Here is a 17705-nt window from a genome sequence, read left to right on the forward strand (position 1 = left end):
CTAGATATCGAGGGTGATGTCGCCGTTTGCTACGGTGCAGCAGACGCGCACGCGACTGCCCGGTTCGTGTGTTTCTCCGGTGCGTAGGTTGTGGGCGTGGCCCTCTTTCACGGTCTGCACGCACGTTTGGCAGATTCCCATGCGACAGCCAAATGGCAGCCGAACGCCGGCTTCCTCCGCGGCTTCCAGGATGGTGGTAGCGCCGTCGGCGGCCACGGACTTCTCCCCTAACCGGATGGTGCCACCCTTGGCGTCACTCACGCGGTCCAGGGTGAAGCGCTCGGTACGCAGCGGATATGCCTTATCGACGCCCCCGTCCCACCACTGCTCCGCCTCGTTAAGCATCTGTGCTGGGCCACACGCGTAGGCGGCGCGCTCAGCAAAATCGGGGACGAGCCGCTCCACATCGCCTGAGGTGATCCGGCCTTGCTCGGAGGTTACCTGGAGGATAAAGCGGAAACCTGGGTGGCGTCGTTCCAGGTCCGCAAGAGTGGAAGCAAACAGCAAATCCTCTCGGTGGCGGATGGAGTGGATCAGGGTGACGTCGTGAAGCGCGCCCTGCTCGTCGAGGTGGCGCAGCATCGAGATCACCGGCGTGATTCCCGAGCCGGCAGTAATGAAGAGCAGTTTTTCCGGAACGGGGCTGGTGAGGTAGAAATCACCAGCAGGAGCGGCCAGCCGAATCACCTGACCGGGGCGAGCATTCTCCAGCAAATGCTGCGAGAGCTTGCCGCCACTGACGCCGCGGACGCAGATCTGGAAGCTGTGGCGCTCACGCTTCGGTGTGTTGACGATGGAGTAGCTACGCCAAACAAACCTGCCGTTCATCTGAACGCCAATTCCGATGTACTGGCCAGCTTCAAAGCGCACTGGCACGCCCCACCCCGGCTCGATGTCCAGCAGCACGGTATCGGCAGCTATGTCGCGATCAACGAAGCGGATCACGCCACGCAGCTCCCGGATGCTCCACAGCGGGTTGATCAGCGCGGTGTAGTCATCAGGCAGCAAGGGCGTCGTCCACGCTTTCAGCGCGGACCGGATTCCCTTCAGCGCATCTGAGGTTTTTACAGTCACAACAACTCGTTTCCATCGCAAAACTTTAAGGTACGTCAGCGTAGCTTACGCGAGCGTAGGTTATTGGTGCAAGCGCACCAGCGTAAATTTAGCTGTGGAAACAACGAGAAAACGCCCACAGCAGTCCACTGCGGGCGTTGTCGAAGGTAGCCACAAGCTACAGCAAATCAACCAAGAATGGCAGCTCAACCGTGTCATACCACGCCATGAAGTTGTCATCGGCGTCACCAACAGTCAGCTCGGCGTCCTCGTCCCCCAAATCAGCAGCATCGATCGCTGCGATCGCAGCGGCAGTTGCCGACTCCGAGGATTCCACGTCCACGTGCAGCGCCGCGACATCATCAAAGTTAATCTGCGCCGGGGACAGCGCTACCACTGCTTCCCCGTTCTCCGGCGCGAGAGTGACCTGAGAATCAGGCAGGTCAGCTGTAATCACCACTCGACGGTGCGGGAAGGCAGTCTCATCACCGATAGCGAGCAGTCGCAGCGAAGCGCGCGCTGCCTCGATGAACGCAAAGTGCGCAAACTCCTCCTCGTCCCCTTCTTCAAAAAACTCAACCAGCGCAGGAGTTACGGCAAAACCCCAGCCAGAACGGGCATGGAAACTACCCGTTTCCTTTAGCTCTTTCAGAATGGAAAACGTCGCCGGAAGGTAGACGCGCACTAGAATTCCCCTTCAATCCCAAACAGGCCTACTATTTCCACCACGGCGCGATCGAACTGCTGGTAGTAGACGCCCACCAATCCGGACTCAACTGCGGCACGGACATTGAGGATTGAGTCGTCAACAAGCACGCAATCACGCATCGGCAGCCCAATCGCATCGGCAGCCGCCTGAAACGCTTCTTCGCTCGGCTTTTCTGCGCCGATTTCACCCGAGAGAACAACGGCGTCCACCAGTTCACGGGTCTGCCACTGACGAATCGGGTCAGCAGCTGGGCCACCCGGATCATTGGACAAGATGGCGGTCGCTACCCCATCACGCTTTGCTGCAGCCAGCAGGTTACGCCACCTGCGCTGATCATCTTCGGTCCCGTCCAACACTCCGACGTAATCGACGATTAGTCCTCGCACACTCAACTCCCGCTTTCCTAAAAGACCTAAAACACTATTACCGCTCGACGGCATTACCTTTTCGTGGCACACTGTTTGACAAGCGAGCGACCACTGCGAACATTTATTCTTCCACAGCACATCGCACCACCGCTCGCCAAGCAGCCCCGGGACAGCTCTAAGGAACACACCATGCTCCGCGCACTCCCCGGATACAGCCACCTGAAAATTCTCACCCCTACAGTAGCGCATCCCAGCCGAGTGATGACCACCCAGGTTGCCCCAGATGCGTCACTACGGGGGCTCATCCAGGTCGCGCTCGACGCCGCTTTCGGCATGCGACCCGAAACCTCCCTGCGACGCCCACTCTTTGACACCCAAGTTCGCGTCCACGTCGCCGCCCACCTCAAGCGCAGCGCTCTGCGCGGCCCCGTAACGGTGCGGCGTATCGACGTCCACCCCGCCCCAACTCGCCCACCCCATGATCCCCTGGAAGTGGCGATCGTGGCAGCCACGGAATTCATCGGATCCTATACCGTAGCCGGAACGACAAAGGCGTTTGCCGGCCGGGGAGAACTCCCGGAAGGCAAACGCCAATGGGTATTGCGGTCACTGCGATTGATGTGACTGCTTATACCTCTTCGGGCCCGGAGGTGCGCATTTGGTCTGGGCGCGGGCCGGTGTTGCCACCGAGGTCCTCCGCGTCGAGCTTGCCGTCATTGTTGACGTCCACAGTTCCGGCAGCCTCGGCCTGAGGCACGAACTGCTTGCGGATCAGGAACAGCTGGCGAACGGTTTCTTCCTTAATTCCGTCCTTCATGGCGTTGAACATGTCACCGCCCTCGCGCTGGTATTCCACCAGCGGATCACGCTGCGCCATGGCACGCAGACCAATGCCTTCCTTGAGGTAGTCCATCTCATAGAGGTGCTCGCGCCACTTCGTATCCACCACGTTCAGGATGGCCACGCGCTCGATGCTGCGCATCTGTTCCTCGCCACCAATCGCCGCGACCTTATCTTCCATGTCCTGGTAGAGCGTGTGGGCGTCTTTGAGGAGTGCTTCCCGCAGGTCTTTAGCGGACAGCTCACCGGCAGCGCCGTACTCGGTGCCGTCGACGAGGGACTTCCAGCTCATGGATGGGCCGTAGAGAGTCTCCAGGGCGTTCCACAGCTTATCCAGATCCCAATCCTCTACATAGCCGTTGGCCGTGGCATGTGCGACGTAGTCGGAGATCGTGTCATCGATCATCGCCTGGATCTGCTTAGAAACGTCCGCACCTTCCAACACCGCGCGACGCTCGGCGTAAATCACCTTGCGCTGTTCGTTCATCACCTCGTCGTACTTCAGGACGTTCTTACGCATCTCAAAGTTCTGCGATTCCACCTGGGTCTGTGCGTTTTTGACCGCGTTGGACACCATCTTGGAATCGATCGGCTGGTTATCTGGGATGTCCAACCGATTCATGGTGTTTTCCAGCATTGGGCCGACGAAGCGCAGCATCAGGTCATCGCGCAGGGACAGGTAGAACCGGGTGGTTCCTGGGTCGCCCTGACGACCGGAACGACCACGCAGCTGGTTATCGATACGCCGGGAATCGTGTCGCTCGGTGCCCAGCACATACAGGCCACCGGCCTCACGCACCTTCTCGGCCTGCTCAGCCGAGCGCTTCTTCACGCGGGCGATCTCCTCGTCCCACGCTGCTTCGTATTCTTCCGGGTTTTCTACCGGGTCCAGCCCGCGTTCCCGCAGGTTAATGTCCGCGAGAATATCTGGGTTGCCACCCAGCACGATGTCAGTACCACGACCAGCCATGTTCGTCGCCACGGTCACTGCCCCTGGCAGGCCTGCTTGCGCGACGATCTCGGCTTCCTTTTCGTGGTGCTTCGCGTTCAGCACGTTGTGTTTAATGCCCTTAGCTTGCAACAGGCGCGAGAGGTACTCTGAGCGCTCCACCGACGCAGTACCCACCAACACTGGCTGGCCCTTCTCGACGCGCTCCTCAATATCGTCAACCACAGCGGCGAACTTGGCTTCCTGAGTCTTGTAGATCAGGTCCGTGAGGTCTTCGCGCTGGTTTGGTCGGTTGGTCGGGATCGGCATGACGTCCAGCTTGTAGATCTGGTGAAGCTCGGACGCTTCGGTTTCTGCAGTACCGGTCATACCAGCGAGCTTGTCGTACAGGCGGAAGTAATTCTGCAGCGTAACGGTAGCCAGGGTCTGGTTTTCGTTCTTGATCTCGACGTTTTCCTTCGCCTCGATCGCCTGGTGCATGCCCTCGTTGTAGCGACGCCCGTCCAAAACGCGGCCCGTAAACTCGTCCACGATCATGACTTCGCCATTGCGGACAATGTAGTCCTTATCGCGGGTAAATAGTTCCTTCGCCTTAATAGCGTTGGTCAGGTAGCTAACGAGCTGGGAGTACTCCGGAGCATACAGGTTAGTAATACCAAGCTGATCCTCAACGTACTCCACGCCTTCTTCTTTAACGCCTACGGTGCGCTTGCGTTCGTCGACTTCGTAGTGCACGTCGCGCTGCATGCGTGGCACGATCGTGGCGAAGGCGTTGTACCACTCGGAGGAACCATCGGCAGGTCCAGAAATGATCAGTGGGGTACGGGCTTCGTCGATGAGGATGGAGTCCACTTCGTCCACGATGGCGTAGTGGTGGCCCCGCTGGACCAGGTCATTCAGCGAGTGAGCCATGTTATCGCGCAGATAATCGAAGCCCAACTCATTGTTGGTGCCGTAGGTGATGTCCGCATTGTAAGCTTCACGGCGCTGCTGCGGGTTCATGTGGGACAAAATAACGTCTGTTTTGAGCCCCAGGAAGCGGTGCACACGACCCATCCACTCCGAGTCACGCTTAGCCAGGTAGTCGTTGACGGTGACCACGTGGACGCCCTTGCCTTCCAGAGCGTTGAGGTAAGCAGGAAGCACACAGGTCAGGGTCTTGCCTTCACCGGTGCGCATTTCGGCAACGTTACCGAAGTGCAATGCGGCACCACCCATGATCTGAACCGGGTAATGCTTCTGCCCGAGCACACGCCATGAGGCTTCGCGGGCGGTGGCGAAGGCTTCGAGCAGGAGGTTGTCAATCTTCTCGCCCTTTTCTACGCGTTCCTTGAACTCAACGGTTTTGGCCTTGAGCTCTTCGTCAGAAAGCGCTGCGTACTCATCTTCGAGTGCGATTACTTGGTCAGCAATGGCCTGGAGGCGCTTGACAGCGCGGCCCTCGCCGACGCGGAGAATCTTGGACAGTCCAAACACTGGCAGTTGGTCCTTACGACATTCAGTAGGTAATTAATGTACAAATCTCCCGACTATTCTACGCATACGACGCAGCATGCCGGCGCCCTGGCCCTCCAGAGTGCCAAAATGGGCAACCCCCACAGCTTCCGCGTGGGGAGCGTGGGGGTTGCCGACTATGGCGAAGTGATGCTTACTGCTTCTCTTCGACCAATTCGATCAGACCGTAGTCAAATGCATGACGTCGGTAGACGACGGATGGACGACCGGTCTCTTCGTTGAGGAAGAGGTAGAAGTCGTGGCCGACCAGTTCCATTTCAGACAGGGCGTCATCAACAGAAACCGGGGTGGCGGAGTGCTGCTTGGTGCGTACGACCTGACCGGGAGTGACGTCCTCGACCTTGTCTGCGTACGGATCTACATCAAACTCGCCGACCTTTTCCTGAGCCTTCTTAGCTTCAGCCACCAACTCAGCTGCCATTTCACCGGCGCCAACTGGTGCGCGGTGGCCGGAACGGCTGATGCTGCGACGAGCCTTCACCTTGCGCAGGGACCGCTCCATCTTTGCCAACGCGGTTTCCAGCGCTGCGTAGAAGCTATCTTCCTTGGCTTCAGCGCGAGCGATGTGGCCCTTGCCGGTGGCAGTGATCTGGATACGATCAGATTGTGCCTCGCGACGTGGGTTTGGCTCATGCTGCAGCTCAACGTGGAAGAACGTCAGGGTCGGGTCAAGACGCTCGATCTTTGCGAGCTTCGACTTGACTCGTTCCGCGAAGTGATCGGGCACCTCGACGTTGCGGCCGGTGATATTGACCTGTGCGCGCAGGGCGTCGTTGTTCTCAGCAGGTGTAGTCACTTTGCTTTACCTCCCGGTATCTGCCACCGCACAATGTGAGCGGGATTACTCACAACGTCCACGGTGACGCCTATCTAGCTACATTCCTGATTTTACATCTGGTCATAACCATTGCGCCATGACCCCCTCCCAAGCGCAATCCAGGTCACGCTTGTGCCACAACCAGCGCCCCAGCCACCTGCACATTTGCGGAAAATAGCACCGCGGCAGTCGCTGCCAGGGTGGCACCAGTGGTCACAACGTCGTCGATAATGAGCACCGGGCCAGGCGGGATACGGGTCAGCACCACGTTGCCCACGAGGTTTCTGCGCCGCGTAGTCGCGCTGAGGCCCACCGATTCCTTCACCCGGTCACCATGTTGCACGCAGGGGACGGTCCGCAGTGCGGTTGCCACGCAGATGGCTGTCACGGGGTCGCCACCACGCAGCCTTGCCGACGCCGCTCTGGTCGGAGCCGGGACCAGCGTCAAACCCTGTGGATCAGGGATCTCGCCCCGCGCGCCGAGGTAGTCAATTCCGGCTGCCAATGCCGCGCCTAAAAATGGTGGCACGTCACGCCTGCCGCGTTCTTTCATCGCCAAAATCAGTTGCCGGTGCGCCCCCGCATAGGGTCCCATTGTCCAGATCGGAATGTGTGGGTCCACTGTGGTGAACACTCGGTGCGGTGGCTTGGACAGTGTGCGTCGGCACGCTTCGCACAGTGTCTGGCCTGCTGCCCCGCAGCTCGCACAGTGCTTTGGCAGCAGCAGTTCGATCATTTCGCTACGACGGGGGCCGCGCGCTGCCCCTGCAACGCCGGCACCTCACGCCAAAACGCCACGCCGGTGGTGTTCGTTGGCAGCTGCAGCAAAGCCCGCGAGTCAGTGATGTATATGGTGGAGGGGCTCGCGGAAATCGCCACTACCGGTGCGGTGACGTTGCCGGATGGCAGCGGAGTGAGCGCGGAGCCGTCGGTCTGGACTTGCCACACCGGAGTTTCAGCGGTAGATGTTCCCACGAGGAGGGAGCCATCGGGTTTCCATTCGACTGTGAGTGCAGTCCCGGCGATAGCTGGCGCGATTTCCCGCACCTTGGTGAGTTTGCGGTGGCCCGCACTCGGGCGTTCGACCGTTGCCATGTACACCCTGCCGTTGATGATGAACGCGCACCGCACACCGGTTGGAGAGAGCTGCAGCACCGAGATAAGGCCGTCGAGTCCTTCCAGTTCGGAGCTGTCGACCTCTGTTTGGGAGAGCTCGCCACTGGTCGTGGACCGGGCAACGCGAACCACTTTCTTGCCGTCGAGCACCGTCCACAATGACGTGCCCGCGATTTCGAACGTCGGGTGGGAGATAGTCTTCGACTCCAGCGCCTCGCGCGCGGCTTCTTCATCCTTCGCAACCAACAGCCGCGCTTTACGGTCCTCGCCTTCCCCGGTGGACTGCACCGCGGCGACGACACCGCTGCCGGCATCGAAATCAGCGGAATCGATATTTCCGGCCTGACTAAAGCTCCCTGCGATGGGAACCGTGTGGTCCTCTTCTACTTTCATGATTTTGCCACCGGCCAGAACATACAGCGGCGACGCAGCAACCGCCGAGGCGCCAGGGTTGTAGTCTGCGACCTGCTCGATCGTGAGGTACTCCGACTCTTCGATAATCGGGGTGTCATCAATCTCGATCCGGTAAGGTCCGGGCACGCCAGCTTTGGCGAGTGTCCACACCACCTGCGCAGCAAAGCGATAGCGCCCCTCTGCGCTCAAATCACCGAAACCGGCAAAGGAATACACTCCGTCGTTAAAGCCAGAGAAGGTAGCTCCCTGGGGGACGTACGTCTTCACGCCGGGCGCGAGGACGTCCTGCGGCCCTTCTACCAGCAATGACAGCAGCGCAGTATTGAGTGAGGAATTGCCGGTGTAGACCCAGCGTCGATCCGCTACCAAGCTCGAATCCGAGGGGTCCATGAAGTAGAGGGAATACGGCTGGTAGTTATTTCGCAGCTCTGTGTGTTCCACCACCACGCCAGGCGGCAGATTGCTAATACGCCACTGACCGTCCTGTTTTACCAAGTCAATGGTGGCTTCGTAGAGCCCATGTTCTGGCTGGTACACCCCGCCCACGCCGATGGACCCAATAACCGGACCTCGTACCGTGAAAGTCATTCCCTGAGCGCTCGCCCCAGGCTTCGAGTTGATGTCAATTCGATCGAGCACCAGGGTCCCCGCCTGCGAGTCCCACGTTTTTGCAGCTTCCGCAGTCAGGTACTGTCGCGCAGGCTGATGTCGCTGTTTCGGTTTTACTGCCTGGCGGAAAAAGTCTCGCAACAACAAGTCAGGCGCCTGGTTCGGCTCGGGGGCTTCGTCTTCTACCCCGGAAGCAGCGGGTGCAAAAGAGCGGAGCGCTTGTGGGGTGGAGTTGCTTGGGATCGTCGTGCAGGCGGTGAGTACCACGCTGCTGAGCGCAATAACGCCGAGTACCCTACGCAGGTCCTTCTTCATGATCACTCCCCTTCCCCGTCGTGAATGCTCTTGCCTGCCAGCAGTGCTGCCACTGTACCCGGGTGTTCCAGCGGAAGCGGGGAGCTATGGTATTTTTCCTTCGCTACCAGCGGGATGGTGAGGAGGAAACGCGCTCCCACACCGATCTCGCCGGACGCCTGTAGCGTTCCGCCGTGCAGGCGGGCATCCTCAGCGGCGATTGCTAGGCCGAGGCCGGTGCCACCGGAATGCCGTTTACGGGATGGGTCGGCTCGCCAAAACCGGTTGAACACAAGCTCTTCTTGCCCTGGTTTCAGTCCGACGCCGTGGTCGGTGACCGCGATGGACACAGCTTCGTGGTTGGCCCGCAGCTGCACATCCACGGGTTTGCCTTCGCTGTGGTCGATCGCGTTGGCGAGCAGATTGCGCAGGATCCTTTCGATCCGGCGTGAATCCATGACCACGTTGACGGGCTCATCCGGTACGTCAAAATTAAGTGGCACTTCGAGCTGTTCAGACAGGTGGCGCACCTGCTGCCAGGCCGCTTGCAGCGTACCCCTGATGTCGACGCTTTCCTCGGACAGGTCCGCAACGCCGGCGTCATGCCGGGAGATCTCCAGCAGGTCCGTGAGCAAGGATTCGAAACGGTCGAGTTCGCGGATCATTAGCTCTGAGGCACGTTTGGTATAGGGGTCCAGCGAGTCCGCATTGTCCGCGATCATGTCCGCAGCCATACGCACGGTGGTTAACGGAGTGCGCAGCTCGTGTGAGACGTCAGAGGTGAATTGTCGCTGCAGGTCGCCGTATTCCTCAAGCTGGTCAATTTGCTTGGAGAGGTTTTCCGCCATTTCGTTGAAGCTGATGGCAAGGCGCGCCATTTCGTCTTCGCCTTCTACCACCATGCGCTCCCGCCGGTGACCGGAGGCGAAGCGTTGCGCAATGCGGCTGGCCGAGCGTACCGGGGCGGTGACCTGCTGAGTCAGTAGCCACGAAATGGCCACGATGAGCACCAAGAGCACCACACCACCGGCCGAGAATAGGCCTTTGATCAGTGCCAATGTCGCTTCCTCATTAGCCAGTGGCAGCACCAGGTACACCTGGAGGCCACTGACGTCGGAATCGGTTGGGGTGCCGATGACGAGGGCTTTGTACAGGTCTCCCTCGTAGTTGTTAAGCGTGGCGAACTGATAGGAGATCTGTTCTTGGGAGACGAAGTATTGGAGTCGCTCGGGGACTTGGAACCCTTCCGGCGAGGTGGTGACTGTCCCGTCGGGGTTTTCTACCACCAGCACCGCTTCAAAGCTGGAGTTAGCTCCCGAAGTTTCGCTGGAGCCGATACTGGTCAGGGAGGCGCGCGCGGAGTTCAGGCGCGCCTGCAGGGAGTTGGAGGAGTCAGTCGAAGCAATCTGCTTTTCGACGGCCACCCGCGCCCGTTCGATTTCACTATCGGCCGTCTCTAGTTTGGAGTCGATGAGTCGCTGCGCCACGATGCTTATCAGGGTAAGACCAAGGAACAGCACGACGGCAGTGGTAGACACCAGGATGGAACCAATGACGCGGACTTGAAGCGAGGTGCGCCAGCTGTCCAGCATCCTGTCCGTGAGGTGGCGAGCAGAAATCATCAAATGTTTAGCGGTTAGTCGTTAGCACCCGTCTTGTAACCGACGCCACGGACAGTGAGGACGATGGTTGGGTTCTCCGGATCCTTTTCAATCTTGGCGCGCAGTCGCTGCACGTGGACATTCACCAGGCGGGTGTCGGACGCATGGCGGTAACCCCACACCTTCTCCAGCAGTTCCTCTCGGGTGAAGACTTGGCGAGGCTTACGAGCCATCTCAAGTAGTAGGTCGAATTCCAGCGGGGTGAGCTGGATTTCCTCGTCGCCACGGCGCACCAGGTGGCCGGGAACGTCGATGGTGAGGTCTCCGATTTCGATGATTTCACTTGGTTCTTCATCGGTGCGACGCAGCCGCGCCCGGATACGCGCAACCAGCTCTTTTGGCTTGAACGGCTTGTTCACGTAGTCATCGGCGCCGGATTCCAGCCCGAGGACCACATCGACGGTGTCAGTCTTGGCAGTCAACATGACGATGGGCACCACCGATTCCTGCCTAATAGCGCGACAGATGTCGATGCCGTTCATCCCAGGCAGCATAAGGTCAAGCAGGATAAGGTCTGGCTGTTCCCGCTCAAACGTGGCCACTGCTTCCCCACCATCCATGACGGCGACAGTATCGAAACCTTCGGCCTGCAACACGATGGTCAGCATCTCCGAGATTGCCGGATCATCGTCTACTACGAGAATCTTCGCTTTCGTCATGACTTCCTTAAACTTCACTTATATGCGTCAATACCCGTCCATCATAGATTCTTTTGCGCGCTGATGTGCGCGATTATTCGATCTGCGAGCTGGTCAGGCGCTTCGTTGGGTTGAGCCACCAACCATGGGCTTGCCCAGGATGCGGAGGCGAGGCGTCGGTAAGCTGCGCAGGTGCGTGCTTGGAGTCCGCCATCAGACTCGTAGAGGTCCTTGGCGCGGGTTTCGTCAGCCTGCGCGCGACTTTCAGCACGCTGCGCAGCGAGCTCCACGGACGTATCAAGGAGCACCTGCAGGTCAGGGCGCGGCAGACCGAGGGTCCCAAATTCCAGGTCGGCGATCCAGTCAACGATTGTCTCGTCCTCGGTACGCGCCCAGCTGTATGCGGCGTTCGACGCAACGTAGCGGTCCAGCAGGAGGATGTCGTCGGAGGTCGTTGCCGCACGCAGCTTATCGACGACCCCGTGCCGGTCCAACGCAAACAGCGTCGCCATCGCGTAAGCACTATCCGTAAGGTCTCCCATGTCACCGCGCAAGCCGCGCGCAGCGAGTTGCGCGTGGATCGATTCCTCATACCGAGGAAACGCGAGCTGCTGGGCCTTAATCTGCGCAGTGAGCGCGCGGGTCAAGGTGTTTTTACCGGCACCGTCGATGCCTTCTACACAAATGATCACGGCTAGTTGAGCGCCTCGAGGTATGCCTCTAGGTCCTCTTCAGTGTCCACTTCTTCGAGGATCTCCGCTGCACGCTCCCGCAGCAATTCCGAGCCGGAACCTGTCAGCTCCCGGATGAAGGGGTAGTTTTCTGCGATCTCTCCGGCGCTGTACGGGGCGCCTGCCCAGATAGCGGCGATGGTGGCGGCCAACAGTCCGTTGGCGGTTTCTTCGTCATTCACCGCCTTATTGCTTGCGACGAGTGCGACGGCGTCATCAATTGCTTCCACGATGTCTTCGGAATCAAGCGTGGCGATTTCGTCGAGGAAGTCAACATTGTTCTCATCCGAGAAAATCGCGATGTCCCAGGCTCCCATGATTCTCCTACTTCAATGCGACTGGATTGTCTGATCAGTATCTAGGTTTACTTGGATTGCGCGCGGTCCGCCACTAAGCCAGGTCTACCTCCACCGGATCGCCATAGCAGATCTGCTTCATATTTTTTCGGCCGAATTTTGCCTTAGACGGTTTCCATAGCTTCACAACCGTGCTAGGGTCAGCGTTGTTATCTTTTTGTTACCGATTGTGACACTGTGTAACTATTTCACTCCGGTGAGCGATACCACAGTTAAACAACTACCGAGGAGGCCAACACGTGAAAAAACAGACCCGCGGGTTCGTCACCTTCGTAGCTGTAGGCTGCGTAGGTGCCGTCGGCGTGGGCTGGGGCGTGTGGCGCTCTGCAGCTCCAGAGGAATCCCGAGCAGCCAGCACGCCCGCCATTTCGCGCGCGGCATCCCCGTCCGCTGCTGGGTTTTCCCCTGTGACTAGCTCCCCGGATCCCACACCAGAACCCTCCTCTGAGGTGGCGAAGCTACCACCACAGCAAGCACCGTTGCTCGAGTCCGACCCATACCTCGCACCGAACGCATTTATTCCACAGCCAGGCGCTGTGGCGGTGTCGCCGACGAAGATCTACGGCCCATCCTTCACCACGGAGGTCCAGCAGGCACCTGCTGACATGTCGACCCATACGACGGAAACAGAGCACTCCGAAACGGTAACCACCCCTGAGTCCGAAGTCACCGTACAGCCTTCTCCTACTGCGCCAACAGAAGAACCGACCACTACGCCTCCTGCCGCTGGTGAGGAAACCACAACGGAGCAGGCCCAGCCCCCAATCACCGCTGAGGTCCCTCCCCTGAGTTCGCCGCAAAACAGCCCAGAGCTGTCTTCTGCTGAACAATCCTCGCTTTCCGCGCTGGCGTCAGAGTCCCCCGTACAGACGGTTCCAACATCCGTGGTCTCTGAGCCGACCCCTATTCAGCCGATGACCGCCCCTGCTGCAGTGCAGCCACAGCTCTTCTCCGTACCGGCTGCGCCAACCTCAGCTACTCCGAGCGACGCCACTGAGCCAACGACGGCAGCAGCACATTCCGCACAACCGGCTGAACCGACCGCCGCTACCACACGGTAGTGGTGCCCGCTAAACCGTCGCGATAAAAACAGTGGCTCCAGTTGGCTGCAACGTCACTGTTCCGTCTGTGGCCGGCACCCACGCCGCAGTCCCCGCGGGGACAGTGAGCTGCTGATCGTCGCATGTCAGCTCGGCAGTCCCATCGGTAACGAGGACAATCACCGGACCGTCGTGTTCGACCGGCACCGCTGATCCCAGGACACACTGGCGCAGCGTGAACTCGTCGATCGGCGTGGGAAAGTGAAGACAATCCCCGTTTCGCTCCGGAATCACACGTGGATCGGCAAGGGATTCGAAGCGCAGTACGCGCACCAGCTCCGGTACGTCGACATGCTTGGACGTTAGGCCACCACGCAGCACATTGTCTGAGTTGGCCATAATTTCCACGCCCAGACCACTGACGTATGCGTGGAGCTCACCGGCGTCGAGGTACAGTCCCTCCCCCGGTTGCAAGGTGAACTTGTTGAGCAGCAACGCTCCCAGCACGCCGACATCGTTTGGGTAGCGGTTATGCAGCTCCACCACGTTGGACAGTTCTTCCCGCATCCAGTCCGGGAGCTGCGGATCAGCAAGCTGCTGTGCGGCTGAAGCCACGATGTCATCGATCAGCGTGGAACGGCTACCCCCAGGAATAGTGATCCAGGTGGTGAACAGGACCCGAAGATCTGCAGCTTCCCGCTCTGGGGAGCGATCCAGCATCGCCAGGTAGCGTTCCACTTCGGTACTGCCGAGCCGGTCAAAGAGTTCAAGGGTCTTCGCTAGTGGTCGGAACCCCGCCATGGCCTCGAACTCAGTCAAAGCGACGATCAGTTCCGGCTTGTGATTGGCGTCTTTGTAATTGCGGTTATCCGCAGCCAGGTCGATTCCCAGGGCGTTTTCCCGCTGGAACCCGTCTGCCGCTTGTTCCGGCGTGGGGTGAGCTTGCAGGGAAAGGGGTTCGGCAGCTGCAAGGATTTTCAGCAAAAACGGTAGTTCATCGCCGAAGCGCGCCCGCACGCGTTCGCCGAGTTGCCCAGCAGGATCGGCAGCTATGACGTCGACAAGTGCAGCGTCGCCAACGGTTGCGGAACCACCGGGGTGTGCTCCGAACCAGAGTTCCGCCTCTGGTCGGTCCGAGGCTTCCTGGTCACCACGCAGCTGAGCGATCAACTCGCGCGATCCCCACGGGTAATGCCTCAACTTACCCGTCAGTAGTTCCATCTACAGCTCCTTACATCACTGTGGCGGCCAGGCCTCTCACCATCAACCTCAGCACATTGTCCAGTGCTAGGTCGTCTCCGCCACTGCTTTGTGCAATGGCCCGCGGAAGATGAGTGTCCTGCGCCGCCCACACAACGATCCTTAAGGGTAGCACCGGGGCCACATCATCTTCGAACGGATCGTAGAAAATGTCGCTGGCATTTTCATTAAAATCTGGTAACGCTGCCCCCAGTTCGGTCGCTTCCAGTGCTCCGCACACCAGACCTTTGCTTACCCACCAGGTAGCTATCAGGCGGGCCAGCGCAGTGGGAATCTCCCCATAGCCGGTGTGTACCACGCGGTCCTCCCCCGCAAACTCCCTGATCTTGCGGGACTCGTTTACCAGCGCATCGCGTTCCGGGGTCACCGCCAACAGTTCCTCATCAACTGCTTGCGCCACCAGTTCCAACTGTTCACGCACTGCTTGATCTGGTGCAGTAAGGCCTCCCACCAATGCCACCATCGCAGCGATCACACATGCGGGCGATCCACCGGCGGCATTCGGCGGCACCGGAATCACGTAGGTATCCGAGGGGGCTTCCTCCCGCAATGGGCCCTGTGGCGGCGCAATGAGGTAGGTGGGGCAGGCGCGTCGTGACGCCTCATGCAGGCAGCGCTCCTGCGCCGGCGCGCTTTTCGACGACGCCAGCAGCACCGCATCAAGGGGTCCAGCAAATCGGGGTAGCTTTCCGACAATAGTGATCGGCACCGGTAGCGGAGCGAGCACCGCCACTGCCAGCTCCGCCGCTGCACGGCTGATGTCGTCTGCAGCGACGACGATGAGGCTGCGAGGTTGCAGTTCTCGCAGCTGCGCCACCTGGCCGTCGTCAAGCAGGGCGCTGGCTGCTCGTACGAACGCGCCCTCGTGCGCAATATCAAAAAACTGAACTGCCTCGCGATCGTACATGGCTGCCTCCTTTTATCAGGCTCGGATCACACTGAGGACTTCCGCAGTGAGCGCGTCTACTTCTTCCCGAGTCGGGGCTTCCGCGTTCAGGCGCAGTAGCGGCTCAGTGTTCGATGCGCGCACATTAAACCACGCCTTTGTCCCCTTGAGCTCCACGCTGACGCCGTCGAGCGTGTCCACCGATTCGATACGATCAGTGAAATGATCCAGAACAGCCTGGGTGCGTTCCTGCTGCGCCTCCTTCGACGCTAGCTGGGAGTTAATCTCCCCGGATGCCTCGTAGCGGTTGTACTGCGCCATCATCTCGCTGAGTGGCTTTTCTTGGGTACCCAACGCAGCAAGCACGTGCATCGCCGCGAGCATGCCAGAGTCCGCGTTGAAGAATTCAGTGAAGTAGTAATGCGCCGAGTGCTCGCCACCGAAGACAGCAGCTTCATCGGCCATGGTCTTTTTAATGAAGGAGTGCCCCACGCGGGTACGCACCGCGGTACCGCCATTTTCCGCAATAATCTCCGGAACGGCCTTCGAGGTAATCAGATTGTGGATGATGGTCGCCCCCGGCTGCTGCGCCAGATAGCGCTCCGCAACAATAGCGCAGATAGCGGAAGGGCTCACTGGCTGACCTAGCTCATCAATCACGAAGCACCGGTCCGCGTCTCCGTCGAATGCCAACCCAATATCAGCCTTAGTTTCCAGCACGAACTTCTGCAGGTCCACCAGGTTCTTCGGATCGAGTGGGTTAGCCTCATGGTTCGGGAAGGAACCGTCCAGCTCAAAGTACAGCGGCTCAATATCCAGCGGCAGACCGCTGAGCACCGCAGGGACAGTGTGGCCGCCCATGCCATTGGCTGCGTCGACGGCTACTTTCAGTGGCCGAATACCGGACAGGTCAACCAGGTCACGCAGAAACTCGCCGTAGCCTTCCAAGCAGTCCTCGTGGCTTAGCGTGCCAGGTTCACCGTCATAGCCAGGGACTCCGGCGACCAGGTCGTCGATAATGGTGCGCAAACCGGATTCCTGCCCCACCGGACGTGCCCCGCCACGGCAGAGCTTGATGCCGTTGTATGCGGCCGGGTTGTGGGACGCGGTGAACATCGCACCTGGGCAGTTTTTCACGCCGGAGGCGTAGTACAGCTGGTCGGTGGAGGTCAGGCCAAGCATCGTTACGGATACTCCCTGTTCCATGACGCCCTCAGCGAACGCTGTGGCCAGTTCCGGCCCCGATACTCGCATGTCGTGTCCGATGACAATGCGGCTTTCGTTTTCGCTACGCATCAAGCGACCGAAGGCGGCACCGGTGTCGCGCATAAAATCGGCGTCAATTCTTTCGCCGACAATCCCGCGTACGTCGTAAGCTTTGATGACAGCTTCGACATCGTCGCGGTTGCGAGGTGCAGCAGTGCGCATATGGATACTCCTAGGTGAGGGAAACGGACCAGCGCGTGACACTACTCGCCCGGCCCGAAAGTTGCTTACCCCATCCTAGATCAATCGTCGCTTTCGACGACATACAGGTGCGCACGCCTGCGTCCTTTTTCCACCTGTTTCCGCTGGGAGCGGTGGATAGGGTGATTATGGGTCGGGTTGTCCATCACCAGCCCGGATGACTGCCGACCAGCTTCCCGCACGGCTTCCGCCAGCGCCGTGAGGTCGTCGTCATCTTCGTCCGTCGGGATACCCGTCACGCGAAGCATCTCCCACCCGAGCGGGGCGGTGATTTTGGCAGCATGCTCTTCGCACAGGTCCCAACTGTGCGGTTCTGCTGCTGGTGCGAGGGGTCCGATGACGGCGGTAGATTCTGCGTACGCATACGTCAGGGTAGCCACCGCGGGCTTGCCGCATCCTGGGCGACTGCAACGACGAAAATTACTCACCTGACAAAGTCTAGACCTTTAGTTCACACTTTGGAAGTGGTCGGTCGGCGCGCCTGCCCCAAATTCCCACCTCAATGCCCCTAAATTATCCTCATGGACGTAAAAGCTGCGCGTAATCGACATGGCCGAGGTGCCCGCGGGCCACTGCTGCCTCAGGCCACCCCGAGGCACCGCACACGCTCGCAGCTTTTCGACGCCGCTGTGCTCGAAGCCTATGCCCCCATCGCGAACGCGTACCCCGAGGAGCTCGCGACGCTCGACATTGCAGTGGATATGATCCCGCGGATGCGCCTCAATCCGGATGCCGATTTCTTCACCGATGAGGTGGTCGCCGATGGTCCCGTCCCACTGGGTCGCGTGATTCCTGCTGGCATTGATCGGTTTGGAAAGGCAACTCGCCCTCGCGTGGTGGTGTTTCGGAAGCCTATTGAAGCTCGGTATGAAACAGCAGAAGAGCGCCGGGAGATCCTCCGCATGGTTCTCACGACGCTGGTTGCCTATCACTTGGGCATTGATCCCGATGAGATCGACCCTGGGGCGCGGTGGTAGCCGCT

Annotated in this window: 18 protein-coding genes; 3 read left to right on the forward strand and 15 right to left on the reverse strand. The window is 59.6% G+C overall.

All coding sequences use genetic code 11. The features are described from left to right. From HW450_RS13140 to HW450_RS04225, 3 genes are all read right to left on the reverse strand, one after another. The gene (locus tag HW450_RS13140) at positions 1-1074 is read right to left on the reverse strand and encodes a ferredoxin reductase (protein ID WP_182386747.1); all 1074 of its coding nucleotides are present in this window, start codon (positions 1072-1074) and stop codon (positions 1-3) included. Between the two features lie 157 nt (positions 1075-1231). Continuing rightward, positions 1232-1738 (reverse strand): DUF6912 family protein, encoded by a 507-nt coding sequence (locus HW450_RS04220; RefSeq protein ID WP_182386748.1) that lies wholly within the window; start codon positions 1736-1738, stop codon positions 1232-1234. Continuing rightward, positions 1738-2148, reverse strand: a complete 411-nt coding sequence (locus HW450_RS04225; protein ID WP_182386749.1) for an HAD family hydrolase — start codon at positions 2146-2148, stop codon at positions 1738-1740. The genes HW450_RS04220 and HW450_RS04225 overlap by 1 nt, the downstream gene beginning before the upstream one ends. Before the next feature lie 171 nt (positions 2149-2319). Between HW450_RS04225 and HW450_RS04230 the strand changes: the two genes are divergently transcribed. After that, entirely contained in the window at positions 2320-2754 is a 435-nt protein-coding gene (locus HW450_RS04230) for a hypothetical protein (RefSeq protein ID WP_182386750.1), read from the forward strand. A gap of 4 nt (positions 2755-2758) precedes the next feature. On the opposite strand, the gene secA is transcribed toward HW450_RS04230, so the two are convergent. From secA to HW450_RS04270, 8 genes are all read right to left on the reverse strand, one after another. Then, positions 2759-5395, reverse strand: coding sequence for a preprotein translocase subunit SecA (gene secA, locus HW450_RS04235; protein WP_182386751.1), 2637 nt, complete (start codon positions 5393-5395; stop codon positions 2759-2761). Positions 5396-5567: 172 nt separating this feature from the next. After that, positions 5568-6230: a ribosome hibernation-promoting factor, HPF/YfiA family gene (gene hpf, locus HW450_RS04240; RefSeq protein ID WP_182386752.1), complete on the reverse strand. Its 663-nt coding sequence runs from the start codon at positions 6228-6230 to the stop codon at positions 5568-5570. 145 nt (positions 6231-6375) lie between these two features. Next, positions 6376-6984 carry a ComF family protein gene (locus HW450_RS04245; protein ID WP_182387340.1) on the reverse strand — a complete coding sequence of 203 codons (609 nt, stop codon included), beginning with the start codon at positions 6982-6984 and terminating at the stop codon, positions 6376-6378. Continuing rightward, on the reverse strand, positions 6984-8705 hold the full coding sequence (gene lpqB / locus HW450_RS04250; protein ID WP_182386753.1) for an MtrAB system accessory lipoprotein LpqB: 1722 nt from the start codon (positions 8703-8705) through the stop codon (positions 6984-6986). The genes HW450_RS04245 and lpqB overlap by 1 nt, the downstream gene beginning before the upstream one ends. A 2-nt stretch (positions 8706-8707) precedes the next feature. Beyond that, positions 8708-10306, reverse strand: a complete 1599-nt coding sequence (gene mtrB / locus HW450_RS04255; protein WP_182386754.1) for an MtrAB system histidine kinase MtrB — start codon at positions 10304-10306, stop codon at positions 8708-8710. A 14-nt stretch (positions 10307-10320) separates the two neighbouring features. Further along, entirely contained in the window at positions 10321-11004 is a 684-nt protein-coding gene (gene mtrA, locus HW450_RS04260) for an MtrAB system response regulator MtrA (RefSeq protein WP_182386755.1), read from the reverse strand. Positions 11005-11045: 41 nt separating this feature from the next. Beyond that, positions 11046-11675, reverse strand: coding sequence for a dTMP kinase (locus HW450_RS04265; protein ID WP_182386756.1), 630 nt, complete (start codon positions 11673-11675; stop codon positions 11046-11048). A 2-nt stretch (positions 11676-11677) separates the two neighbouring features. After that, entirely contained in the window at positions 11678-12031 is a 354-nt protein-coding gene (locus tag HW450_RS04270; RefSeq protein ID WP_182386757.1) for a DUF4259 domain-containing protein, read from the reverse strand. A 278-nt stretch (positions 12032-12309) separates the two neighbouring features. Between HW450_RS04270 and HW450_RS04275 the strand changes: the two genes are divergently transcribed. Continuing rightward, on the forward strand, positions 12310-13131 hold the full coding sequence (locus HW450_RS04275) for a hypothetical protein (RefSeq protein WP_182386758.1): 822 nt from the start codon (positions 12310-12312) through the stop codon (positions 13129-13131). A 9-nt stretch (positions 13132-13140) separates the two neighbouring features. On the opposite strand, the gene manA is transcribed toward HW450_RS04275, so the two are convergent. The 4 genes from manA to HW450_RS04295 form a co-directional block, all read right to left on the reverse strand. Further along, positions 13141-14331, reverse strand: coding sequence for a mannose-6-phosphate isomerase, class I (manA, locus tag HW450_RS04280; RefSeq protein WP_182386759.1), 1191 nt, complete (start codon positions 14329-14331; stop codon positions 13141-13143). A gap of 10 nt (positions 14332-14341) precedes the next feature. Further along, complete coding sequence (locus HW450_RS04285; protein ID WP_182386760.1) at positions 14342-15277, reverse strand: hypothetical protein; 936 nt, start codon at positions 15275-15277, stop codon at positions 14342-14344. Positions 15278-15292: 15 nt separating this feature from the next. Further along, positions 15293-16684, reverse strand: coding sequence for a phosphomannomutase/phosphoglucomutase (locus HW450_RS04290; protein ID WP_182386761.1), 1392 nt, complete (start codon positions 16682-16684; stop codon positions 15293-15295). Between the two features lie 80 nt (positions 16685-16764). Then, positions 16765-17151, reverse strand: coding sequence for a DUF3499 domain-containing protein (locus HW450_RS04295; RefSeq protein ID WP_182386762.1), 387 nt, complete (start codon positions 17149-17151; stop codon positions 16765-16767). 93 nt (positions 17152-17244) lie between these two features. Here HW450_RS04295 and HW450_RS04300 point away from each other — a divergent pair, with 93 nt between their 5' ends. Next, on the forward strand, positions 17245-17700 hold the full coding sequence (locus tag HW450_RS04300) for a metallopeptidase family protein (RefSeq protein ID WP_182386763.1): 456 nt from the start codon (positions 17245-17247) through the stop codon (positions 17698-17700). The last annotated feature ends 5 nt before the right edge of the window (positions 17701-17705 follow it).

Source organism: Corynebacterium hindlerae (genome assembly GCF_014117265.1).
In the GTDB taxonomy this organism is placed as follows: Bacteria; Actinomycetota; Actinomycetes; order Mycobacteriales; family Mycobacteriaceae; genus Corynebacterium; species Corynebacterium hindlerae.